Origin of the sequence: Actinoplanes sp. NPDC051513, assembly GCF_044454685.1 — a bacterium.
In the GTDB taxonomy this organism is placed as follows: Bacteria; Actinomycetota; Actinomycetes; order Mycobacteriales; family Micromonosporaceae; genus Actinoplanes.
In genome coordinates, this window is record NZ_JBITDW010000029.1 from 17,466 (window position 1) to 39,845 (window position 22,380).

Here is a 22,380-nt window from a genome sequence, read left to right on the forward strand (position 1 = left end):
TCTTCCCCGGCGCCAGGCGCGTGTCAGAAGGGAAACGCCCGCCGGCAACGGGCGCGGCCCGCGACATGAGCGGATGGGGATCTGGCGGTACGGACGACGTCCGGACCGGACAGGCTGACTTGGGAACGGCCGGGTGGGCAAGGGGGTCGACATGGGGGAGCTTCGTGGCACACATGTGCCCGTGTTGCTCGAGCGCTGTCTCGAGCTGCTCACTCCCGCGCTCGACATGCCCGGCGCCATCCACGTCGACTTCACGCTCGGGCTGGGCGGGCACGCCGAGGCGGTTCTCGAGCGCTTCCCCGAGGTGGTCCTCATCGGACTCGACCGGGACACAGAGGCGCTCGCGCACTCCCGGCAGCGGCTGGCCAAGTTCCGCGCCCGGACCCATCTCGTGCACGCGGTCTACGACGAGCTCCCGCAGGTGCTCGCCGACCTCGGGTACGAGCAGATCCACAGTGGCCTGTTCGACCTGGGTGTCTCCTCGTTGCAGCTCGACGAGGCCGACCGCGGTTTCGCGTACGCGCAGGATGCTCCTCTCGACATGCGGATGGACCAGACCAGGGGGGTCACCGCCGAGCAGGTCGTCAACGAGTACGAGCCGGGCGATCTGGTACGGATCCTGCGGCATTACGGCGAGGAGAAGTTCGCCCCGCGGGTCGTCTCGGCGATCGTGCGGGAGCGGTCGAAGGGGCGGATCACGTCGACGGCCCGGCTGGCGGAGCTGGTCAAGGACGCGATCCCGGCCGCCGCGCGACGAACGGGTGGAAATCCCGCGAAAAGAACGTTTCAGGCGTTACGCATTGAGGTAAACGGGGAGCTCGCCGCCCTTGAGTCGGCGCTTCCGGCGGCTTTGGACGCACTCGCGCCAAAGGGCCGGCTTGTGGTGATGAGCTACCAATCGTTGGAGGACCGGATCGTCAAGCGCGAGCTCACCGCGAGGTCGCGCAGCACGGGCCCGATCGACCTGCCGGTCGAGCTGCCCGGGACAGGTCCGACCGTGCGGCTGCTGACCAGGGGGTCGGAGCCGCCGACCGACGAGGAGGTTGCGGCGAACCCGCGAGCGGCTTCGGTGAAGCTGCGCGCGGTGGAGCGCCTCGGCCGGAACGACCAGGCATCGGGTCGCGAGCGACCCCGCATGTCAACGCACGGGGGACGAGGGCGGTTACGCCCGGGGGAACGCGACGAGGGGGAGGGAAAGAAATGAGCGAGCGCGCCAACTCGCCGCGGCCGGGGGGCCGCAACGCGGATGGTCGGCGAAGTGACGCCCGGGGGGCGCGCCACTTCAGCGACGACCAGGCCGACACGCGCCGTTCCGGGATCCGGGGGGACTCCGAGCAGACGCGGCGTGAGAGCCGGGAGAGCGGCGTGCCGCGGGCACGGTTCAATGACACCGATTCCGTACGCGCGGAGCGCCGCGCGACGGATGACGGGCGTGGTGAGCGCCGCCCGGGTGCGGACCTGGCGCGCGGCAAGGGCCGCCGTCCGGAGCCGATGATCGGCAAGAGCCGGTCGGAGGCCACCCGTAAGCGCGACACGGGCTCGGTCGAGGGCCGCAAGCGTGAGGTCGAGGGCCGCAAGCGTGAGGTCGAGGGCCGCAAGCGTGAGGTCGACGGCCGCAAGCGTGAGGTCGACGGCCGCAAGCGTGAGACGGGCACGGTCGACGGCCGCAAGCGCGACACCGGTTCCGTTGCGGCTCGCAAGCGTGACACCGGCCCGATCGAGGGCGGGCGCAAGCGGGATCTCGGCGTGCTCGCGGAGCGCGGGATGGGCAAGACCGTGCTCGGCGGACGGCGGCGCGACGCGCGGGCCGGCGGGCGGCGTCCGGTGCTGGACGCACCCGTGGACGGCACGGCTGCCCTCAAGCCCGAGGCGGTCATCGAGCTCGACGTGGCGACGCCCGAACCGCTGCGGATCACGCCTCCGGTGCGGAACACCGGCGAGGTGGAGCCGCCGCGTCTGCGGGTCGCTCCGCCGGCGCCGATCAGCGCGCCGCGGGCGCCGTTCGTGGCGTCGGTCATCGGCCTGGTGATCGTCGGGGTGCTCGGCATCCTGCTGATCAACACCAAGACCAACGAGAACTCGTTCCGCATCGACGACCTGAAGAAGCAGGACGCCGCGCTGGACAACACCGAGCAGGACCTCGACAACCAGTTGGTCGCGGTCTCCAGCATCGGCAACCTCGACGCGGCGGCTCGCCGTCTCGGCCTGGTCAAGGCGGAGAACCCGGCCCTGTTCACGCTGCCCGACGGCAAGATCATCGGGGTGCCGACGCCGGCCAAGGGCAAGCCGGCCGTGACGGCGCAGGACGCGGCGACCGCCGGCGCCGGCAAGACCGCCGCCACCGGCACGGCCAAGACCGCTGACGGGCAGCAGGCCGGCAACACGGCCGCGACCGGCAACGCTGCGGCCAACGGGACCACGGCGAACAACGGGACCACCGCGAACAACGGGAATACCGCGGACGGGAGCCAGATGACCACCGGCACGACCAGCGGCACCGACGGCACCGGGCAGTAGCCATGTCGCCGCGCAACGACGACGACACACCGCGCCGGGGCGACTCGCCCCGGCGCGGTACGTCTCGCGACCTTCCGACCGAGGGCGACGAGACCCCCGACACCGGCCGGAGCCGTGGCTTCGGCGGGATCGGCGACGCGCGGGCGTACACCCCGCGCGGTCGCACCATGGCCGAGCGCGACCAGCGCACCCGCTCGCCGCGAGCCGGCCGCACCACCGACCCGTTCCGCCCCGCGCTCCAGGTGCTCGACGGCGGGCGCCCGCAGCGTGGCCGGCGACCGGCCGAGCCCGAGCCGCCGGCCCCCAGCGATGCCACCAAGACCAGCGATGCCACCAAGACCGGCGCGAAGACCGAGAAGCCCGTCCGGACAGGACAGCGGGACCCGCGGCGCGAGCCGCCGCGCAGCCGCCGTCCGGAGGCCGCCGAGGACGACGGCGACGAGCTCCGGCAGCGCCGCGAGCGGGCCGCGGGACGCGGTGTCCGGGTGCGGGACGGCGCGCGGTCGGGCGCGAAGACCACGCGTGACGCCCGGTCGCCCTTCGCCGCCCGTACGCGCAAGGAAGCCGCCGGAAAGCCACCTGGCCGGACCATTGCCAAGGGGTCGCCGGCGGCGGCCAAAAGCCCTGCCAAGAGCCCGGCGGCCAGGAAGCCGCCGGCGAAGAGCCGCGCCGTGCGCGCGATCGCCCCCGAACCGCCCAAGCTGGCCAATTCCACCAGGCGCCTGCGGCTCGGCACCGTGCTGGCGCTCTCGCTGTTCGTGATGATCGGCGTGCGGCTGGTCGTGCTCCAGGTCGCCTCGTCCCCGGCGGATGCCGCGCGGCTCGTCAAGCTGCGTGAGGACCGGATCAGCGCGATCACCCTGCCCGCGCCGCGCGGCAGCATCCTCGACCGGGACGGCACCGTGCTCGCGCACAGCGTGGAAGCGCGCTACGTGGCGGCCGACCCGATGCTGGTCAAGAACCCGTCGCAGACCGCGGCCGTCCTCGCGCCGCTGCTCGGCGTCGCCCAGTCCAAGCTGATCCCCAAGATGACCAAGCACACCCGGGCGGACGGGCGGCAGTCCCGCTTCGAGTTCCTGGCGCAGGGCGTGGACATCGCGGTCGGCGAGCGGATCGCGGCGATGGAGCTGGACGGCATCGTGGTGCGCCAGGACGAGCGTCGCGACGCGCCGGGCGCCGACCTGGCGGCGAACCTGATCGGCTTCACCAGCGCCGACAACTCCGGCCTCGAGGGCATGGAGGCGCGCTACGACTCGCTGCTTCGCGGCACACCGGGCAAGCAGGAGTTCGAGATCGGCAAGGGCGACCTGGACGCGCCGATCCCGGGCGGCTACCAGAGCTACACGGAGCCGCAGCCGGGCAACTCGATCGAGCTGACCATCGACGGCGACCTGCAGTACGAGGTGCAGCGCATCCTCGGCGAGCAGTTGCGCGACTGGAAGGCGTCGATCGGCGGCGCCGTGGTGATCGACGCGAAGACCGGCGAGGTGCTCGCGCAGGCCAGCTACCCGCCGTACAACGCCGCGCAGCCGCTCGAGGTGTCGCCGTCGAACCGGGACGACGTGCCGAGCGGCATCGTGGCCGACCCGGGCTCGGTGCACAAGGCGTTCATGATCGGAGCGGCTCTGGAGGAGGGCGTGATCACGCCCGATTCGGCGATAACCGTCGGGCCGGGGCTGGAGCGGGGCGGATACCCGTTCCAGGACAGCCACATGCAGCCCAAGGGCACCAAGATGACGATTCCGGGCATCCTCGCGCTGTCGTCCAACGTCGGCACCATTCTGATCGCCGATCGGCTGGGCAAGCAGAAGGTGTACGAGTACCAGCAGAAGTTCGGTCTCGGCAAGCTGACCAACGAGGGCGTGGCCGGCGAGGTGCCCGGCAGGATCCTCGCGCCCGACGAGTGGAGCGGTTCGGCGTCCGGCTCGGTGCCGATCGGGATGAGCGTCGACGCGACCCTGGTGCAGATGGCGGCCGGGTACGCGGCGATCGCGAACGACGGCGTGTACATCCAGCCGCACCTGATCAAGGACGTCATCTCGGGCCGGGACGGCAAGGTCATGCCGGCGGCCGAGCCCGAGACGCACCGGGTGCTGCGACCGGAGGTGGCCAAGGAGCTGCGGACCATGATGGAGGCGGTCGTCGACGAGGACGACGCGACCGGCACCCAGGCTCGGGTCAACGGCTACCGGGTGGCGGGCAAGACCGGCACCGGCAAGCGGCTGATCGACGGAAAGTACACGAGCAGCAACTACGGGTCGTTCATCGGCATGGCGCCGGCGGAGAACCCGCGGTTCGTGATCGCGGTCTCGGCCGAGGTGCCGCACGGCACCGGCGGCGACGTGGCGGCGCCCGCGTTCAGCAAGATGATGTCGGACGCGCTGCTCCACTACCGGGTGCCGCCGTCGACCACCCCGCCGCCGAAGTTCCGCATCCATCCGTGAGCCGTGGCGTTTTCTTCTCGTATGCGGGCACCGGGTAGGGTCTGACGCCGTGTCCGGCATTCCCCGTCCCGAGTCCGTCGCGCCGACGCGGCTGGAGCGCTTGGCGGCCCTGCTGCCGGCGGCGCTGGCCGGCGTCGACGTCGAGGTCACCGGCATCACGCACAGCAGCAACGACGTGCGTCCCGGTGACCTGTACGCCGCCCTCGCCGGGGCCAACCGGCACGGCGCCGAGTTCATCCCGGGGGCCGTGGCCGCCGGCGCGGTGGCGGTTCTGACCGACGCCGCCGGTCTCGAGCGGGCGCGGGCGGCCGGGCTACCGGCTCTGGTCGCCGACGACCCGCGGGCGCTGCTCGGCGCGGCCGCGGCGGCGATCTACGGCGACCCCTCCGCGCGTCTCACGATGATCGGCATCACCGGCACGGCCGGCAAGACCTCGACCGCATACCTCGTGGAATCGGGGCTGCGCGCCGCCGGCCTGGTCACCGGGCTGATCGGCACGGTCGAGACCCGCCTGGGCGACCTGGTGGTGGCGAGCGTGCGCACCACGCCGGAGGCGACCGACCTCCAGGCGATCCTGGCCGCGGCGGCCGAGCGCGACGTCAGCGCGGTTGTCATGGAGGTCTCCAGCCACGCGCTCGCGGTCGGCCGGGTCAACGGGATCGGGTTCGCGGTCGGCGGCTACACCAACTTCGGCCTCGACCACCTCGACTTCCACGCGGATGTCGACGACTACTTCGCGGCCAAGGCGCGGCTCTTCGACGGGCGCAGCCGGGTCGAGGTGCTCAACTACGACGACCCGGCGCTGAAGCCGCTGTTCAAGCCGGCCACGGTGTCGTATTCGGCCGCCGGTGCGAAGGAAGCCACCTGGTGGGCCGACGAGGTGCGGCCGTCGGCGTTCGGGCAGCGGTTCGTGGCGCACGGGCCGGGCGGGATCACGGTCGAGGCCGGGGTCTCGCTGCCGGGCCGGCACAACGTGGCGAACGCGCTGCTCGCGCTGGCCTCGCTGGTGGCGGTCGGTGTGGACGCCCAGGTCGCGGCCCGGGGGATCGCGGCGTGCCCGGGGGTGCCGGGACGGCTCGAGCGGGTGGACGCGCCGGGCGAGGTGCTCGGGGTGGTCGACTACGCCCACAAGCCGGACGCGATCGTGGCGGCCCTGACGGCCCTGCGCGAGCTTGCTGCCGGGCGCGGCGGGCGGGTCATCAGCCTGATCGGGGCGGGCGGGGACCGCGACAAGGGCAAGCGCCCGCTGATGGGCGCGGCGGCGGCGCGCGGGTCCGACCTGGTGATCGTGACCGACGACAACCCGCGCACCGAGGACCCCGCGGCGATCCGCGCGGCCGTGCGGGCGGGGGCCGAGGAGGCCGCGCTGTCACCGGAAAAGGCGAAGGTGATCGAGGTGGCCGGCCGGCGTGCCGCCATCGACGAGGCGGTCCGGCTCGCCGGTCCCGGCGACGTGATCGCGTTGCTCGGCAAGGGACACGAGCGGGGCCAGGAGGTCAACGGGCAGATGCTGCCGTTCGACGACCGGGTCGAACTGGCGGCGGCCCTGGGGAGTGGCTCTTGATCCGCATGACTCTGGACGAGATCGCCAAGGTCACCGGGGGGCGTCTCGTCAACGCCTCGCCGTCGGTGGCCGTGACCGGGCCGGTCGAGTACGACTCCCGGAAGATCGGGCCGGGCGGGCTTTTCGTCGCCTTCGCCGGCGAGAAGGCCGACGGGCACGACTTCGCGAGCAGGGCGGTCGCCGCCGGCGCCGCGGCCGTGCTGAGCACCCGGGACACCGGGGAGCCGGGTGTCGTCGTCGACGAGCCGCTCGCGGCGCTGGCCTCGCTGGCGCGGGCCGTGGTCGAGCGGCTGCCGGAGCTGACGATCGTCGGGTTGACCGGCTCGTCCGGGAAAACGACGACGAAGGACTACATCGGCCAGCTCCTGGCGAGAAATGGGGCGACCATCGCCCCGGCCGGGTCGCTCAACAACGAGCTGGGCTTCCCGTACACGGTGCTGCAGGCGACCGAGCAGACCCGGTTCCTGGTGCTCGAGATGGGGGCGCGGGGGATCGGGCACATCCGCTATCTCTGCGAGATCGCCCGGCCCGAGGTGGGCGTGGTGCTCAACATCGGGGCCGCGCACATCGGGGAGTTCGGCTCGGTCGAGGGGACGGCGCTGGCCAAGGGCGAGCTGGTCGAGGCGCTGCCGGCCACCGGGGTCGCGGTGCTGAACGCCGACGATCCGCTGGTGGCGGGGATGGCGCCGCGGACGCGGGCGCGGGTTCTGCTCACCGGGGAGGCGGCCGGAGCCCAGGTCCGTGCCACGGACGTGGCGCTCGACGCCGCGGGCAAAGCCACGTACACGCTGCATTTCAATCAGCAGGTCGGAAGTGTCCGGCTCGGGGTGGCCGGGCGGCATCAGGTGGCGAACACGCTGGCGGCGGCGGGGGTGGCGCTGTCGCTGGGCATGATCTTCGAGGACGTCGTGAGCGCCCTGGGCGAGATCGGGATCGTGTCGAGCCGGCGGATGGACGTCTTCGTCCGCCCGGACGGCGTCACGGTGATCGACGACTCCTACAACGCGAACCCGTCCTCCACCGCGGCCGCCCTGCACGCGCTGGCGGCGATGAGCGCGGGGGGCCGCCGCATCGCCGCGCTGGGCTACATGGCCGAGCTCGGCGAGCACGAGCGCGACGGCCACGAGGAGGTCGGCCGGCTCGCGGCCGAGCTCGGCGTCGACCGGCTCGTCGCGGTCGCCGGGAATGCCCGTCCGATCCTGGACGGCGCCGCCGGGGTCCAGGGGTGGACCGGCGAGGCGATCTTCGCGGAGGATCAGGCCGCCGCGCTCGAGATCGTCAGGGGGGATCTGCGGGCCGGCGACGTCGTGCTCGTGAAAGGGTCCAGGTACCGCACGTGGGACGTGGTCGATGGACTGCGTCCCGAGGAGGGTCGCCCGTGAGGGCAGTCATAGTCGCGGCCGCGGTCGCGTTCATCATCTCGCTGTTCGGCACGCCGGTGGCCATCCGAGTCTTCACCGCGCTCAAGGCCGGCCAGCCGATCCGTACCCTCGGCCCGGCCAGCCACCAGGGCAAGAAGGGCACGCCCACGATGGGCGGCGTGGCCTTCATCGTGGCCACCGTCTTCGCGTACGTGGCGGGGCACGTCGCCCTGACCACCCTGCCCGACCGGCAGATCGCGCAAGAGGGCCCGACGATGACGGCCCTGGTCCTGCTCGGGCTGTTCGTGTTCTGCGGCGTGGTGGGCTTCCTGGACGACTTCCTCAAGGTGCGCCGGCGCAACTCCGACGGACTGAGCGCCAAGGGCAAGCTGCTCGGCCAGCTCATCGTCGGCGCCGGCTTCGGCATCGCGGCGTTGTACGTGGCGAGCACCAACGGCCAGACCGTGGCGAGCGAGCACATCTCGTTCATCCGGGACATCAGCTGGCTCGACGTCGGCAAGGTCGGCTCGGTGATCGTGTTCGTGTTCGTGATCATGGCGATGTCCAACGGCGTGAACCTCACCGACGGTCTCGACGGCCTCGCCACCGGCGCCTCGATCCTGGTGCTCGGGGCGTACGCGCTGATCGGTTTCTGGCAGTACCGGCACTGGTGCGGCGACACCGACTACGCCCGGGTCAACGACTACTGCTACCAGGTGCGGGATCCTCTGGAGATCGCGATGATCGCCGCCGCCGCGGCGGCCGCCTGTGTGGGCTTCCTGTGGTGGAACACGTCCCCGGCCCGGATCTTCATGGGCGACACCGGCGCGCTCGGCCTCGGCGGCCTGATCGGCGGCCTGGCCGTGTCGACCCGCACCACGCTGCTGTCGATCATCATCGGCGGCCTCTTCGTGATCGTCACGATGTCCGTGGTCATCCAGATCATCTCGTTCAAGACCACCGGTAAACGGGTGTTCCGGATGTCGCCGCTCCAGCACCATTTCGAGCTGGCCGGCTGGAGCGAGGTCAATATCGTGGTCCGGTTCTGGATCGTCGCGGGCATCTGCGTGGCGATCGGGCTGGGCCTGTTCTACTCGGACTTCCTGGCGGTCATGGGCTGAGTCACATCGAGCGGCGACACGCCAGCGTGGCGACAACGGCTGGCGTGTCGGCCGCACGATGATGTGTCCATGGCGGACGACCGGACACAAAAGGTGGCTCGCCCGTCGCTCAGCAGGCAGCTCCTGCCCGCCGTGCACGGGTTGCTCGCCCGGCCCCTCTCCTCGTACTACCTGCTGATCGCCAGCTCGGGCCTGCTGCTGCTCATCGGCCTGACCATGGTCTTCTCGGCGACCAGCGTGAAGGCGTACGCGGAGAACGGGAACGCCTTCTCGTCGATCGCCAATCAGACGGTCTACGCGCTGCTCGGCCTCGTGATGTTCTGGGTCTGCCAGCGGCTGCCCGCCGGCACCCTGCGCGACCTGGGCAAGTACATCCTCGGCGTGGCCATCGTGCTGCTCGCGATCCTCGATCTGCTCGGCGCGCTCGTCTCGGTCGGCGCGCTCGAGAAGCCCATCCTCGGCCCGATCCACGCCAACCTGCTCTGGTTGTACCTCGGCCCGGTCGGCCTGCAGCCGGCCGAGCTGGCCAAGCTGGGCATGGTGCTCTGGGGCGCCGACGTGATCGCCCGCAAGGGCCCGGCGCTCGGGCACTGGCGCGAGCTGTCCCGCCCGCTGTTCCCCATGGTCGGCCTGCTGTTCGTCCTGGTCGGCTACAACGACCTCGGCACCATGCTGGTGCTGCTCGCGCTGATCGTCGGCCTGCTCTGGGCGGCCGGGGTGCGGCTGCGGGTCTTCGCGGCGCTCGGCGTGCTCGGCCTGGCCGGCGTCGGCCTGCTGATCGCGGCGGCCTCCGGCGGCGCGGGCTCCGGCTCGACCGGCGACGACGAGAACTACCGCCTCGCCCGGCTCACGAACTTTCTCCAGCCGATCGAGAAGTGCAACCTCAACGACGCCTGCTACCAGATCATCCAGGCCCGTTCGGCGATCTTCGAGGGCGGCTGGTTCGGCGTGGGGCTGGGCAAGGGTGTGCTCAAGTGGAACTGGCTGCCCGAGGCCTCCAACGACTTCATCTTCGCCGTGGTCGCCGAGGAGCTGGGGGTGGTCGGCTGCGTGGTGATCCTCGCGCTGTTCTCGGTGCTCGCGTACACCGGCTTCCGGATCGCGCGCCGCTCGGCCGACCCGTTCCGCCGGCTGGCCGCCACGGCCATCACGACCTGGCTGGTCAGTCAGGCCGTGATCAATGTCGGCGGCGTGACCGGCATGCTGCCGATCACCGGCCTGCCGCTGCCGTTCATCTCCTCGGGCGGCAGCGCCCTCGTCGTGACGCTCGCGGCGATCGGCATGCTCGCCTCGTTCGCCCGCGCCGAGCCGGACGCGGCCAAGGCCCTGAACGCCCGTCCGCCCGCGAGATGGGTGCGGCTACTCTGGGCCCCGCTGCCGCCGCTCCCCCCGCAACGGCAGCCGGGTTCCGGCCGGGCGCCCGCTGGCACAAAAGGCCGTCTTTAGTCCGGTTAAGGGCGGTGGGTGGGGCGGTTGATGGGAGAGGAGACGGTGATGTCGCTGCGGTCGGTCGTGCTCGCCGGAGGAGGCACCGGTGGTCACATCTATCCGCTGCTCGCCTTCGCCGACGCGCTGAAGAGGCACTTCCCGGACGTGCGTATCACCACCGTGGGCAGCCCCAAGGGCATGGAGAACGAGCTGATCCCGGCGGCCGGGTACGACCTGCGGGTCATTCCCGCGTTCCAGCTGCCCCGCTCGGTCAACCTGAACCTGCTGCGCACCCCCGACCGGATGTACAAGTCCGCGCACGCCGCCGGCAAGATCCTCGATGAGGTGCAGGCCGACGTGGTGGTCGGCTTCGGCGGGTACGTCTCCGTCCCGGCCTACCTGGCCGCGTGGCGCCGCGAGGTGCCCATCGTCATCCACGAGGTGAACGTGCCGCCGGGCGTCGCCAACCGGATGGGCATGAAGTTCACCAAGAACGTGGCGGTCGGCTTCCCCACCCAGCCGCAGCAGGCCGAGTCGCTGCGCGACGCCCGGGTGGTCGGCGTGCCGCTGCGCACCGCGATCACCCACCTCGACCGGGCCGCGCTGCGCCCGCACGCGCTCTACCAGTTCGGCCTGCGCCCCGACCTGCCGGTGCTGTTCGTCTCGGGCGGCTCCTCCGGCGCCCGCACGATCAACCTGGCCGTGGCGGCGGCGGCCAAGCGGCTCGCGCACGCCGGCATCCAGGTGCTGCATGTGCAGGGCGGGCGCAACGACCCGTTCGACGTGCCCAACGACCTCCCGGTGCCGTACGTCGTGATCCCCTACCTCTCCGACATGCAGCTGGGGTACGCGGCGGCCGACCTCATGCTCTGCCGGGGCGGCGCGATCACGGTGGCCGAGACGACCGCGCTCGGCGTGCCGGCGGTCTACGTGCCGTACCCGCACAGCAACCAGGAACAGAAGCGCAACGCCCTGCCGGTGGTCGAGGCGGGCGGCGGCGTCCTGGTCGACAACAGCGAGCTCACTCCCGAGTGGATAGAGCAGCACATCATCCCGTTGGCACGCGACCGGCAGCGGCTCGCGATGATGGGCGCGGCCGCTTCGCGGTACGGACGCCGCGACGGTGACGAGGCCCTCTTGGAGTTTGTGTTGGAAGCGGTGGCGAAGGCAAGATGATCTCTTCTTCCGAGCTCACCCCGGCCGGCGAGTTGACCGCCGAAGACCTGGGCAGCGTGCACCTCATCGGGATCGGCGGGGTCGGCATGGGCGGCCTGGCCCGGCTGCTGCTCACCCGGGGCGTGCCGGTCTCGGGCAGCGAGCTGCGCGAGTGGCCGGCGCTCGCGGCGCTGCGCGCGCTCGGCGGCACGGTGCACATGGCGCACGTCGCCTCGAACCTCGACGGCGTCGACACGGTCGTCTACTCGACCGCCATCCCGCACGATCATCTCGAGCTCGTCGAGGCGCGCCGCCGCGGCCTGCGGATCATGCACCGGTCCGAGGCGCTCGCCGCCGCGATGACCAACCGGCAGACGATCGCGGTGGCCGGCACGCACGGCAAGACCACCACGACCTCGATCATGACGGTGATCCTGCAGCACGCCGGGCAGGACCCGTCGTTCGTGATCGGCGGCGAGATCTCCGAGGCCGGCTCCAACGGCCACCACGGCACCGGGCCGCACTTCGTGGCCGAGGCCGACGAGAGCGACAAGTCGTTCCTGATCTACCGGCCGCACGTCGCGATCATCACGAACATCGAGGGCGACCACCTCAACAACTGGGGCGACCTCGACGGGCTCAAGGCGGGCTTCCTGGAGTTCGCTTCGTTGACCGACCCCTCCGGTTTCGTCGTGACATGTGCCGACGATCCGGGCACGCAGGATCTGATCGCGGCGCTTCGCGCTCAGGGCAAGACCGTTTACACGTACGGCGAGAGCGAGCTCGCCGATCTGCGCATCGCCGAGGTGGTCTCCACGGTGAGCGGCGTGCGCTACGACGCGTGGCTCGACGGGCGGCCGCTCGGCGAGATCAAGCTGGCGCTCCCGGGCCGGCACATGGGGTTGAACAGCGCGGCCGCGGTGCTCACCGCGCTGCGCCTGGGCCTACCGCTCGACAAGATCACCGAGGCGCTGGCCTCGTTCCCGGGGGTGCGCCGGCGCTTCGAGCGCAAGGGCATCGTGGCCGGCGTGCGGGTCTACGACGAGTATGCGTACCACCCGACCTCGGTCAAGGCGGCGCTGCTGACCCTGCGCGAGGTGGCCGGCGACGGCCGCCTGCTGGTGGTCTTCCAGCCGTACCGGGTGTACCGCACCCGCGACCTGCAGGCCGAGCTGGCCGAGGGGCTCGCGATCGCCGACCAGGTGATCGTCATGGAGGTCTTCGGTCCGGGCGAGGTGCGCGGGCCGGGCGAGGGCGGGGTGGCGCTGACCGCCGCGATCGACCTCCCGGCCGAGCGCAAGGTCTTCGTCCCCGACTGGGAGGACGTGCCGGCCGAGGTGTTGCGCCGGTCGCGGCCCGGCGACGTGGTCGTGACCATGGGCGCCCCGCCGATCTCGTTGATGGGCGACGAGCTGCTGGCCGCGCTCGCCGGAGAGGGCAACGAGGAGTAATCACATGAGCGGGCGCAACTGGCGGCTGGTCCGGGCGAACACCGACGCGGTGCCGTCCTCGGCCCGGCGGTTCATGGCGCGCGCCCGCCAGCGCCGGATGCGGGCGGCCCTGCCGTGGGCGGTCGCGGGCGGGGTCCTGCTCGTCGCCGGCGCGCTCGTCTGGACGGTCTACGGCACCTCGGTGCTCGCCGTACGGCAGGTCAAGGTCGTCGGCGTCCAGTTGGTCACCCCGCTGCAGGTCGAGCAGGCCGCCGCGGTGCCGCAGGACGAGCCGCTCGCCCGGGTCGACCTGGACGCGGTGCGGGCCCGGGTACGCGGCATCCCGGCGGTCGACCGGGTGACCGTGCGGCGGGGCTGGCCGTCGACGCTCGTGGTCGAGGTGGTCGAGCGCACGCCGGTGGCGGCCGTGCCCGCCGCGCCCGGCAAGCTGACCCTGATCGACGCGACCGGCATGCCCTACCGCGAGGTGGCCCGCAAGCCGGAAGGGCTGCCGCTGGTGCGCACCGCGACTCCCGGGCCGTCCGATGTGAACACGAAGTCGGCGCTGAACGTGCTCGGCGCGCTCAGCCCCGAGCTGCGCGAGCAGCTGGTGTCGATCTCGGTGGCGGCGCCCGCGCAGATCAGGCTGGAACTGAGCAAGAGCCGCACGGTGATCTGGGGCGACGACACCCAGAGCGACACGAAGAGCCAGGTCGCGACGGCGCTGCTGAAGAAGGCTTCGAAGGAGATCGACGTCAGCGCGCCGTCCGTCGTGACGATCCGCTGATAGTCGGACATTGCGGCACGAACGGCGTATTTTGCGGGAGGTTACGGCCGCGTCGGATATTCGCCACGTAAGCGGGTCTCGACACGCCGCGCCGGTCCTTGGTTGATGCCTGCCGTCCGCTTACGTTGCCTCCAGAGGTTGAATGGTTGACATAACCCTAAGCCTCTAGTAGAGGGTGAGGGTTTCCTCGCCCTCCCTTACACGGCAGCGGATGTTCGACATGCGGATTCCTGGCCGGGACCGCACGGGGCCCACGACATCCGCCAACCCCGAAGGGAAGGCTGAGCCCGATGACACCTCCACACAACTACCTGGCCGTCATCAAGGTGGTCGGTATCGGCGGTGGCGGCGTCAACGCCGTGAATCGCATGATCGAGGTGGGGCTCAAGGGCGTCGAGTTCATCGCGATCAACACCGATGCTCAGGCGCTGCTGATGAGCGACGCCGACGTCAAGCTCGACGTCGGCCGCGAGCTCACCCGCGGCCTCGGCGCCGGCGCTCAGCCGGATGTCGGCAAGAACGCCGCCGAGGACCACCGCGACGAGATCGAGGAGGTGCTCAAGGGCGCCGACATGGTCTTCGTGACGTGCGGCGAGGGTGGCGGCACAGGCACCGGCGGCGCGCCCGTCGTGGCGAACATCGCCCGCAAGCTCGGCGCGCTCACCATCGGCGTGGTCACCCGGCCGTTCTCGTTCGAGGGCAAGCGCCGCCAGGTCCAGGCCGAGGCGGGCATCGACGAGCTGCGCAACCAGTGCGACACGCTGATCGTGATCCCGAACGACCGGCTGCTCGCGCTCGGCGACCGTGGCATCAGCATGATGGACGCGTTCCGTCAGGCCGATCAGGTGCTGCTCTCGGGCGTCCAGGGCATCACCGACCTGATCACCACGCCGGGTCTGATCAACCTGGACTTCGCCGACGTCAAGAGCGTGATGAGCGGCGCCGGCAGCGCGCTGATGGGCATCGGCTCGGCCCGCGGCGACAACCGCGCCGTCGAGGCGGCCGAGAAGGCGATCTCCAGCCCGCTGCTGGAGCAGAGCATGGACGGCGCCCGCGGCGTGCTGCTCTCCATCGCCGGCGGCTCCGACCTCGGGCTCTTCGAGATCAACGACGCGGCGCAGCTGGTCACCGACGCGGCCCACCCGGACGCGAACATCATCTTCGGCGCGGTCATCGACGACGCGCTCGGCGACGAGGTGCGGGTCACCGTGATCGCGGCCGGGTTCGACGGCGGCGCGCCGTCGTACAAGCCGGCCGAGCCGGCCCGCAAGGCGCCGCCGGTCCAGTCGACGTCCGTACCGGCCGCGGCCACCTCGGCGCCGGTGGTCACCACGCCGACGCCCGCGCCGGCCCAGACGTCGCGCCGGGTGCTCTTCGACGATGTGGACGTGCCGGACTTCCTCAAGAACGGCTCGTGATAGACACCGCCGGTCGTCAGGACCAGCTCGCCGCCTCGCTGGCCGAGGTGCGGGAGCGGATCGCCCGCGCGTGTTCGCGTGCGGGGCGGCCGGCGGAGGACGTCACCCTGGTCGCGGTGACCAAGACGTACCCGGCGAGCGACGTCGTGCTGCTGGCCGGGCTCGGGGTCACCGACGTGGGGGAGAACCGCGATCAGGAGGCGGCCGCCAAGGCCGCCGAGGCGCGCGCCGCCGGCGCGACGCCGCGCTGGCACTTCATCGGCAGGCTTCAGCGCAACAAGGCCAGATCCGTGGCCGGGTACGCGGATGTGGTCGAGTCGGTCGACTCGCTCCGGCTGGTCTCGGCGCTCGAGCACGCTTGCGACGAGCGCCCCGGAAAGCTCGAGGTGCTCGTGCAGGTGAGCATCGACGGCGATCCGGCCCGCGGGGGAGCGGCCGGCGACGATCTATGGCGGATATCCGACGCCGTGGCGGCCTCGCCGTCGCTGCGACTGGGCGGGCTGATGGCGGTCGCGCCGCAGGACTGGGACCCGGACCGCGCGTTCGAGCAGCTCGCCGTCCTGCACCGGCGCCTGCTCGCGGCGCACCCGGCGGCGACCACGGTTTCGGCGGGCATGAGTGGCGACCTCGAAGCGGCCGTCCGGCACGGTGCGACACACGTCCGGATCGGCACTTCTTTGCTCGGAATGCGAAACCCGCTGCGGTAGCCTTGCGGCGGGCAGCAAACTACATAGGTGTTGTTTACCGCGCCGCCGGGAACAGGGTCGCGGGGAACAGCACGGTTTCGCCGCGGGTCGCCCGTCCGTTTCGGACTCCGGCCCGTGCAAGGGGGGAATGCGGTACGCCAGGGGGCGCGGGCCGCTCAGCGGACAAAGGTGGGGGACATGGCTGGTCGGGTCGGCACTTTCGCCGGGGTGCGGAGTGAGGTGGGGGCATGAGCGCGCTTCGGAAGGCGGGCGTCTGGCTGGGCCTCGTCGAGGAGGATGACGAGCGGTACGACGACCGCGAGTACCGCGAGACCTCCTACCACCGCAACCGCGATCGCGACCGCGACCGGTACTCGTCCGACCGGTACGCCGAGGAGTTCGGCGACGAGGACGACGACGTCGAGGAGGAGCGGGCCGTCCCGCGCGCCCGCAGCGAGCGGTCGCGGATCTCGGAGCGGCTGTCCCGCGCCGACCTCGACGACCACGATCGAGTGGAAAACACGGATCGGGCACGCGTGCGCTCCATCACCCGGCCGACCACGGCGAGCGAGCCCGCGACCACGTCGAGCTACGCCACCCGCGAAAACCTCGCCCTCGCGCCGCAGCAGGTGCACCAGACGCAGCCGCAGTCGCGCCCGGTCGAGGAGGAGCAGCGGTACCAGATCACGACGCTGCACCCGACCACGTACCGTGAGGCCCGGACCATCGGCGAGCACTTCCGCGACGGCGTGCCGGTCATCATCAATCTCACCGAGATGGATGAGGGCGACGCCCGCCGACTGGTCGACTTCGCGGCGGGTCTGGCGTTCGGCCTTAGGGGTACGATCGAGCGCGTGACCAACCGGGTTTTCCTGCTCTCGCCGGCAAATGTCCAGGTCACGGCGGAGGACAAGGCCAAAATCGCAGAGGGTGGGTTCTTCAACCAGAGCTGACCCGGCAGAACTGACCCGACCGGGGGACCCTCAGACGTGCTGTCGATCCTTTTCCAGATCCTCTACCTCATCGTGTACCTCTTCTTTCTGGTGCTGCTGGCCAGGTTCGTCCTGTCCGCTGTGCTCCAGTACGGACGGCGGTGGCAGCCCGGCCGGGGCGCCTCGGCGGCACTCGAGACGGTGTGGACCGTCACTGATCCGCCTCTCAAGGCGTTGAGGCGTGTGATCCCACCGCTGCGCATTGGTAACGTGAGCTTGGACCTGGCGTTCATCGTGCTGCTGGTTATCCTGTTCGTGCTCATGGAGTTCGTGCTCAAGAATCTGATCGTGACGTACAGCTAGACAGCAGCCCCAACCGCGGCCGCGACTGACCCGAGGAGTTTCGATGCCGCTGACCCCGGCCGACGTGCATAACGTCGCCTTCAAGAAGCCCCCGATCGGCAAGCGGGGGTACGACGAGGAGGAGGTCGACGCCTTCCTTGACGAGGTTGAGCGTGAGCTCGCCCGTCTGATCGAGGAGAACAGCGAGCTGCGCGCCCAGATGGAGCGCGGCGGCCGAGGTGGCGCACCAGCCGTCTCGGGTGCCGACCCCCGTCTTGCCGCCGAGCTCAACGATGTGAAAGCGCAGCTCGACCGCGTGCAGCGGGACAAGGCGCAGGCCGAGCAGGCCGCTCGCCAGATGCAGGCCGAGCTGGAGCAGGTGCGGGCCCAGGGTGGCCCGGTCGGCGCGCCCAGCGGGGCCGGCGGTGACGGTGAGCAGCAGGCCCTCCGGGTGCTGATGATGGCCCAGCGCACCGCCGACGACCACGTCGCCGACGCCCGCCGCGAGGCCGACAAGCTCCTTTCCGACGCCCGTTCCAAGGCGGAGGAGGTCACCCGCGAGGCTCGCGCCAAGGCCGACGCCCTCGAGCGTGACGCGCGTCAGCGGCACCAGGAAGCCATGGGCGGCCTGGACGCCAAGCGCTCCGCGCTGCAGAAGCACATCGAGGAGCTCAAGCAGTTCGAGCGCGAGTACCGCACTCGACTGAAGGCGTACCTCGAGAGCCAGCTGCGCGACCTCGACGGCCGGGGCCAGGGCCTCGACGCCGAGTTGTCGCGTGCCGACTCGAGCCGTGCGGTCGGCGGATCCGGCGGCCTTGCCGCAGCCGGTCTCGCCGGGTCGTACGGCGGCTCCCGCACGGGCGCCATCGAGTCCGGGCGCTGACCCAACTTCCTTCCGGAACCTCGACGAGGATGAGCCATGATCGTTGCTAGCCTGCTGCTCATCCTCGTCGCGGTGACGTTGCTCGTGCTGGGCCTCACCGGCGGATCGAGCAACCTTCTGATCAGCTCGATCGTGGCCAGCCTGCTGGCCGCGGTCGCCCTGGTCATCGGCGCGCGGCAGAGCGGAGCGGCCCGTCGGGCCGCCCGAGAGCCCGCAGCCGGCCCCACCGCGCCCGAGTACGCCGCGGAGCCCGCGCCTGCCGAGCGCATCACCGATGATTTTGCCCCGGCGGGCGCGACCTTCGCCGCTGAATCGGCCCAGTCCGATTTGTCGGACAAGCGGGAAACCGTCCAGCTCGAGCCGGTCGCCTACGACGACGTGGATCTCGAGGAGCCCGAGCCCGCTCCGGAGCGCGAGCCCGGGCACGCCGAGGCCTATGACGAGGTCTACGACGAGGCCTTCGAGGCCGGGCGTCGCGACGCCGCCGCCGGCATGACCGGCGCCTCGGGTGCGCGCCGCGACCCCGACCTGGCCGATCCCGACCGTGACCTCGCCGCCGAGGCGATCAACGCGGCCCGCAGCGAGAACCCCGATGAGCACGCCTGGCGCCGGCCCGAGGCCGCCGCCCACGCCGAGTCCTCCGCGGTGGCCGAGCACGACGCCGCGTTCGACCTCGACGACGCCGACGACGACGATCCGGCCGACGAGCCGCTGCCGCAGAAGGTCAGCCCCGCCGATGCCGCGCGGGTGGCCCGGCTCGACGCCGAGGTGCTGGTCGTCGACGGGCGGCCGCGCTACCACCTGCCGGAATGCCCGCACCTGATCGGCCGGCTGACCGAGCCCATCCCGGTGAACGAGGCGGTCGAGCTCGGCTTCAGCCCGTGCGGCCTCTGCCGCCCGGTCGACCACCTGGTCGCCGCGGCAGCGCGGCATTAGGCCCTGGCGCTGTGCGACGCCTTCTGCACAATGAGGCATGCTCAACCGCCCCGCAGGTCTCTCCGTCCCCGTTCGCGTGCGACCCGGGGCCGGGCGAAACCGGGTGGGTGGCCGATATGAGGGCCCGCACGGGCCCGCGCTGATCGTCGCGGTGGCGGCGCCGGCGGTCGACGGGAAGGCCACCGAGGCGGTCCGGCGCGCGCTCGCCGACTCGCTGGGGCTGCGGCCGGCCGACGTGGAGCTGCGGCTCGGCCGGACCAGCCGCGACAAGGTCTTCACGGTGCCGTCCGGCGACGAGATCCGGACTCGTCTTGCCGCCCTGCGCGACGGCCCCCCGGCCCCGTGACGGGGCACCTCGACCTCGCGCTGCTCATCGGCGCCGCGGTGCTGCTGGTGGCGGTGGCCGCGGTGCGTCTGTCCACTCGCCTCGGCCTGCCCAGCCTGCTCGTCTACCTGGCGCTCGGGATGGTCATCGGCGAGGCCGGCTTCGGCATCCGCTTCGACGACGCCGAGCTCACCCGTACGCTCGGCTTCTGCGCCCTCATCGTGATCATCGCGGAGGGCGGGCTCACCGCGCGGTGGAGCACGCTGCGGCCGGTGCTCGGGCTCAGCGTCTCGCTCGCGACGGTCGGCGTCGCGGTGAGCATCGTGGTGGTCGGCCTGTGCGCACACCTGATCTTGGGTCTGAATTGGCGATTGGCGCTGCTTTACGGCGCGGTGCTCTCCTCGACCGACGCCGCCGCGGTCTTCGCGACCCTGCGCCGGTTGCGGCTGCCGCCGCGCCTCGTGGCCACCCTCGAGGCCGAGTCCGGCCTCAACGACGCCCCGGTGGTCCTTCTGGTCGTGCTGCTGAGCGCCACGAGCGTGGCCGTTCACCCCTGGTGGTACGAGGTCCTGATCGTCGCCTACGAGCTGGCCGCCGGCGCCGCGATCGGGCTGGCCGTGGGCGCGGCCGGCCGGTGGACGCTGCGGCACGCGGCGCTGCCCTCGGCCGGCCTCTACCCGATCGCCGCGGTCGGCCTCACCGTCCTCGCCTACGCGGCCGGCGCCGTCGCCCACGCCTCCGGGTTTCTCGCCGTCTACGCGGCCGGGGTGGTGCTCGGCAACGGCAAGCTGCCGCACCGCCGGGCCGTCCTCGGGTTCGCCGACGGCCTCGCCTGGGTGGCCCAGATCGGCCTGTTCGTGCTGCTCGGCCTGCTCGCCTCGCCGGGCCGGCTGGGCGGCGCGCTGGTGCCGGCCCTGGTCGTGGGCCTGGCCCTGGTGCTGCTGGCCCGGCCGCTGTCGGTGATCGTCGCGGCCGTGCTGGCTCGCCCGTTCCGCCGCCCGCGCCGCTCGTTGCCTGGCCCGCGCCGCTCGTTGCGTGGCCTGGGCCGCTCGTTGCGTGGCCTGGGCCGCTCGTTGCGTGGCCTGGGCCGCTCGTTCCGTGGCCTGGGCCGGCGCCCGCGCCGCTCGGGCGACCGGGGCTGGGCCGCCGGCGCGTGGCCGTTCGTGCGCAGCGGAGTGCCCGAGACCCTCCGGGTCGGCTGGCGCGGGACGGCGTTCCTCTCCTGGGCCGGGTTGCGCGGCGCGGTGCCGATCGTGCTGGCCACGATCCCGCTCTCGGCCGGGACGCCGGGCGCGGACGGCCTGTTCGACGCGGTCTTCGTGCTGGTCATCATCTTCACGCTGCTCCAGGCCAGCACGCTCGGGCCGGCCTCGCGCCTGCTGCGGGTCACGGCGCCGCACGAGCCGGCCGAGATCCACGTCGAGACGGCGCCGCTCGAGAACATCGCCGCCGATCTGCTCCAGCTGGACGTGGCGCCGGGTTCGCGGCTGGCCGGGGTGTACATCGACGAGCTTCGCCTGCCGGTCGGGGCGTCGGTGACCCTGGTGGTCCGCGACGGCGCCGGCTTCGTGCCGGGTCCGGACACCCGCTTGCGTACGGGCGACGCCTTGCTCATCGTGGCGACGGCGGCCGTGCGGGACGTCGCCGAGCGGAGGCTGCGCGCGGTGAGCCGCCGTGGCCGGCTGGCCCGCTGGTTCGGCGAGGAGGGGCGCGAGGAGCCGGCCGGCCGGTGAATCGGGAACGGTCAGGTATCCGACTGGGGGATTTATGACCTTTACTCCCACAAGATCGGAAGCTCTTGTTGTCGCTGCCGGATACGTTCCGTATCCTTGCCACCCTCCGGAGTGCGCGGCTGTCGGTTCAGCCGCGCCATTTGTGCAGGTGGGGCAAGATCTACGGGTCCGGGCACCACCGGGGGGCGTGGTGGGTGGGCCACGACCGGCACGACAAAGGGGACCCTGCCCCGGGTCCGAAGACCGCTGATCGCCGCGCCGGGGGGTGCGGCTGAGGGAGCGACCATGGCCAAGGCAACCGATACCCGCACGACCACGACCGCCAAGGCCGCAACGAAGCGGACGCGTAGCGCGGCCGAGACCGAGAAGATCCGGGTGGCGCTGGTCGAGCGCCGCGACGATCTCCAGAGTGAGTACGACAGCTCGCTCAGCGAGCTCACCGAACTCCAGCGCGACCGGCTCTCCGACTCGGCCGGTGACGACCAGGCCGACACCGGCACCAAGACGCTCGAACGTGAGCAGGAGATCACTCTCGCGAACAATCTGCGCGACCGGATCACACAGGTGGAACGCGCCATCGACCGGCTCGGCGAGGGCAACTACGGTTGGTGCGAGCGGTGCGGCAACGCGATTCCGGTCGAGCGTCTGGCGGCGTTCCCCTCCGCTACCCTCTGTGTGTCCTGCAAGCAGCTGGAGGAACGACGCTGAACGCCGACGAGGCAACATCGGCCGCGGTAGAACCGGAGCCGGGCGCCCGGCCCAGGTTCAGCGGCCGTGCCGTCGTGGTGCTCGGGCTGACCGCGGTGATCGCGGTGGCGCTCGACCAGTGGGTCAAGTGGCTGAGCACCGAGCATCTGACCGAGGGCGAGCCGGTGCGCATCCTCGGTGGCCTGATCTACCTGTCGCTGCTGCGCAACAGTGGCGCCGCGTTCAGCATGGGCAGTGACCACACGTGGGTGTTCCCGGTGGTCACGCTCGTGGTGATCGGCTGGATCACCTACATGGCGACCCGGCTGCGCTCGATCCCGTGGGCGATCTCGCTGGGGCTGGTCCTCGGCGGCGCGTTCGGCAACCTCGCCGACCGGTTGTTCCGCGCCCCCGGCCCGTTCCGCGGGCACGTGGTCGACATGATCAGCCTCTTCGCGCCGTACGCGGAGAAGTTCGCCGTCTTCAACATCGCCGACAGCTGCCTCACCGTGGGCGTCATCCTGGCCGTGCTGCTCGAGCTGACCGGGCGTCAGCGGGACGGCCGCCGGGTCGTACGGAAAAAGCCGGAGCCCGCACAGTGACCCAGCGTTCCCTGCCGGTGCCCGACGGG

The 22,380-nt window shown here is 71.7% G+C and carries 20 protein-coding genes; all 20 read left to right on the forward strand.

Annotated features, from left to right (window positions below):
- Positions 1-151 precede the first annotated feature (151 nt).
- The 20 genes from rsmH to lspA all read left to right on the forward strand — a co-directional run bounded on the left by rsmH (position 152) and on the right by lspA (position 22,351).
- On the forward strand, positions 152-1,204 hold the full coding sequence (gene rsmH, locus ACIA5D_RS44550; protein WP_396036724.1) for a 16S rRNA (cytosine(1402)-N(4))-methyltransferase RsmH: 1,053 nt from the start codon (positions 152-154) through the stop codon (positions 1,202-1,204).
- A gap of 161 nt (positions 1,205-1,365) precedes the next feature.
- Positions 1,366-2,517, forward strand: a complete 1,152-nt coding sequence (locus tag ACIA5D_RS44555; protein ID WP_396036725.1) for a hypothetical protein — start codon at positions 1,366-1,368, stop codon at positions 2,515-2,517.
- Positions 2,518-2,519: 2 nt separating this feature from the next.
- The gene (locus ACIA5D_RS44560) at positions 2,520-4,961 is read left to right on the forward strand and encodes a penicillin-binding transpeptidase domain-containing protein (protein ID WP_396036726.1); all 2,442 of its coding nucleotides are present in this window, start codon (positions 2,520-2,522) and stop codon (positions 4,959-4,961) included.
- 49 nt (positions 4,962-5,010) lie between these two features.
- Positions 5,011-6,525 (forward strand): UDP-N-acetylmuramoyl-L-alanyl-D-glutamate--2,6-diaminopimelate ligase, encoded by a 1,515-nt coding sequence (locus ACIA5D_RS44565; RefSeq protein WP_396036727.1) that lies wholly within the window; start codon positions 5,011-5,013, stop codon positions 6,523-6,525.
- Positions 6,522-7,907: a UDP-N-acetylmuramoyl-tripeptide--D-alanyl-D-alanine ligase gene (gene murF, locus ACIA5D_RS44570; protein WP_396036728.1), complete on the forward strand. Its 1,386-nt coding sequence runs from the start codon at positions 6,522-6,524 to the stop codon at positions 7,905-7,907. Before ACIA5D_RS44565 ends, murF begins: the two co-directional genes overlap by 4 nt.
- Positions 7,904-9,007, forward strand: coding sequence for a phospho-N-acetylmuramoyl-pentapeptide-transferase (mraY, locus tag ACIA5D_RS44575; protein ID WP_396036729.1), 1,104 nt, complete (start codon positions 7,904-7,906; stop codon positions 9,005-9,007). Before murF ends, mraY begins: the two co-directional genes overlap by 4 nt.
- 69 nt (positions 9,008-9,076) lie before the next feature.
- On the forward strand, positions 9,077-10,453 hold the full coding sequence (locus ACIA5D_RS44580) for an FtsW/RodA/SpoVE family cell cycle protein (RefSeq protein ID WP_396036730.1): 1,377 nt from the start codon (positions 9,077-9,079) through the stop codon (positions 10,451-10,453).
- Between the two features lie 45 nt (positions 10,454-10,498).
- Entirely contained in the window at positions 10,499-11,611 is a 1,113-nt protein-coding gene (gene murG / locus ACIA5D_RS44585; protein WP_396036810.1) for an undecaprenyldiphospho-muramoylpentapeptide beta-N-acetylglucosaminyltransferase, read from the forward strand.
- The gene (gene murC, locus ACIA5D_RS44590) at positions 11,608-13,041 is read left to right on the forward strand and encodes a UDP-N-acetylmuramate--L-alanine ligase (protein WP_396036731.1); all 1,434 of its coding nucleotides are present in this window, start codon (positions 11,608-11,610) and stop codon (positions 13,039-13,041) included. The genes murG and murC overlap by 4 nt, the downstream gene beginning before the upstream one ends.
- Before the next feature lie 4 nt (positions 13,042-13,045).
- The gene (locus tag ACIA5D_RS44595; protein ID WP_396036732.1) at positions 13,046-13,807 is read left to right on the forward strand and encodes a cell division protein FtsQ/DivIB; all 762 of its coding nucleotides are present in this window, start codon (positions 13,046-13,048) and stop codon (positions 13,805-13,807) included.
- Positions 13,808-14,097: 290 nt separating this feature from the next.
- Positions 14,098-15,225 (forward strand): cell division protein FtsZ, encoded by a 1,128-nt coding sequence (gene ftsZ / locus ACIA5D_RS44600; protein WP_396036733.1) that lies wholly within the window; start codon positions 14,098-14,100, stop codon positions 15,223-15,225.
- The gene (locus tag ACIA5D_RS44605; protein ID WP_396036734.1) at positions 15,222-15,932 is read left to right on the forward strand and encodes a YggS family pyridoxal phosphate-dependent enzyme; all 711 of its coding nucleotides are present in this window, start codon (positions 15,222-15,224) and stop codon (positions 15,930-15,932) included. The genes ftsZ and ACIA5D_RS44605 overlap by 4 nt, the downstream gene beginning before the upstream one ends.
- A gap of 227 nt (positions 15,933-16,159) precedes the next feature.
- Positions 16,160-16,864 carry a cell division protein SepF gene (locus ACIA5D_RS44610; RefSeq protein WP_396036735.1) on the forward strand — a complete coding sequence of 235 codons (705 nt, stop codon included), beginning with the start codon at positions 16,160-16,162 and terminating at the stop codon, positions 16,862-16,864.
- Positions 16,865-16,900: 36 nt separating this feature from the next.
- Positions 16,901-17,206, forward strand: a complete 306-nt coding sequence (locus tag ACIA5D_RS44615; RefSeq protein ID WP_396036736.1) for a YggT family protein — start codon at positions 16,901-16,903, stop codon at positions 17,204-17,206.
- A 43-nt stretch (positions 17,207-17,249) separates the two neighbouring features.
- Positions 17,250-18,068: a DivIVA domain-containing protein gene (locus ACIA5D_RS44620; protein ID WP_396036738.1), complete on the forward strand. Its 819-nt coding sequence runs from the start codon at positions 17,250-17,252 to the stop codon at positions 18,066-18,068.
- 36 nt (positions 18,069-18,104) lie between these two features.
- On the forward strand, positions 18,105-19,004 hold the full coding sequence (locus ACIA5D_RS44625; protein WP_396036815.1) for a hypothetical protein: 900 nt from the start codon (positions 18,105-18,107) through the stop codon (positions 19,002-19,004).
- A 37-nt stretch (positions 19,005-19,041) separates the two neighbouring features.
- Positions 19,042-19,350: a DUF167 domain-containing protein gene (locus tag ACIA5D_RS44630; protein WP_396036739.1), complete on the forward strand. Its 309-nt coding sequence runs from the start codon at positions 19,042-19,044 to the stop codon at positions 19,348-19,350.
- Positions 19,347-21,062 carry a potassium/proton antiporter gene (locus ACIA5D_RS44635; RefSeq protein WP_396036740.1) on the forward strand — a complete coding sequence of 572 codons (1,716 nt, stop codon included), beginning with the start codon at positions 19,347-19,349 and terminating at the stop codon, positions 21,060-21,062. Before ACIA5D_RS44630 ends, ACIA5D_RS44635 begins: the two co-directional genes overlap by 4 nt.
- Positions 21,063-21,347: 285 nt before the next feature.
- Positions 21,348-21,770, forward strand: coding sequence for a TraR/DksA family transcriptional regulator (locus ACIA5D_RS44640; RefSeq protein WP_396036741.1), 423 nt, complete (start codon positions 21,348-21,350; stop codon positions 21,768-21,770).
- Entirely contained in the window at positions 21,767-22,351 is a 585-nt protein-coding gene (gene lspA / locus ACIA5D_RS44645) for a signal peptidase II (RefSeq protein WP_396036811.1), read from the forward strand. The genes ACIA5D_RS44640 and lspA overlap by 4 nt, the downstream gene beginning before the upstream one ends.
- Positions 22,352-22,380: the final 29 nt, after the last annotated feature.

What these genes read in the sequence shown, in the direction of transcription:
- rsmH (WP_396036724.1), top strand. Translation starts at nt 152, where the DNA reads ATGGGGGAGCTTCGTGGCACACATGTGCCCGTGTTGCTCGAGCGCTGT.
- ACIA5D_RS44560 (WP_396036726.1), top strand. Translation starts at nt 2,520, where the DNA reads ATGTCGCCGCGCAACGACGACGACACACCGCGCCGGGGCGACTCGCCC.
- ACIA5D_RS44580 (WP_396036730.1), top strand. Translation starts at nt 9,077, where the DNA reads ATGGCGGACGACCGGACACAAAAGGTGGCTCGCCCGTCGCTCAGCAGG.
- murC (WP_396036731.1), top strand. Translation starts at nt 11,608, where the DNA reads ATGATCTCTTCTTCCGAGCTCACCCCGGCCGGCGAGTTGACCGCCGAA.
- ACIA5D_RS44595 (WP_396036732.1), top strand. Translation starts at nt 13,046, where the DNA reads ATGAGCGGGCGCAACTGGCGGCTGGTCCGGGCGAACACCGACGCGGTG.
- ftsZ (WP_396036733.1), top strand. Translation starts at nt 14,098, where the DNA reads ATGACACCTCCACACAACTACCTGGCCGTCATCAAGGTGGTCGGTATC.
- ACIA5D_RS44610 (WP_396036735.1), top strand. Translation starts at nt 16,160, where the DNA reads ATGAGCGCGCTTCGGAAGGCGGGCGTCTGGCTGGGCCTCGTCGAGGAG.
- ACIA5D_RS44620 (WP_396036738.1), top strand. Translation starts at nt 17,250, where the DNA reads ATGCCGCTGACCCCGGCCGACGTGCATAACGTCGCCTTCAAGAAGCCC.
- ACIA5D_RS44625 (WP_396036815.1), top strand. Translation starts at nt 18,105, where the DNA reads ATGATCGTTGCTAGCCTGCTGCTCATCCTCGTCGCGGTGACGTTGCTC.
- ACIA5D_RS44630 (WP_396036739.1), top strand. Translation starts at nt 19,042, where the DNA reads ATGCTCAACCGCCCCGCAGGTCTCTCCGTCCCCGTTCGCGTGCGACCC.
- ACIA5D_RS44640 (WP_396036741.1), top strand. Translation starts at nt 21,348, where the DNA reads ATGGCCAAGGCAACCGATACCCGCACGACCACGACCGCCAAGGCCGCA.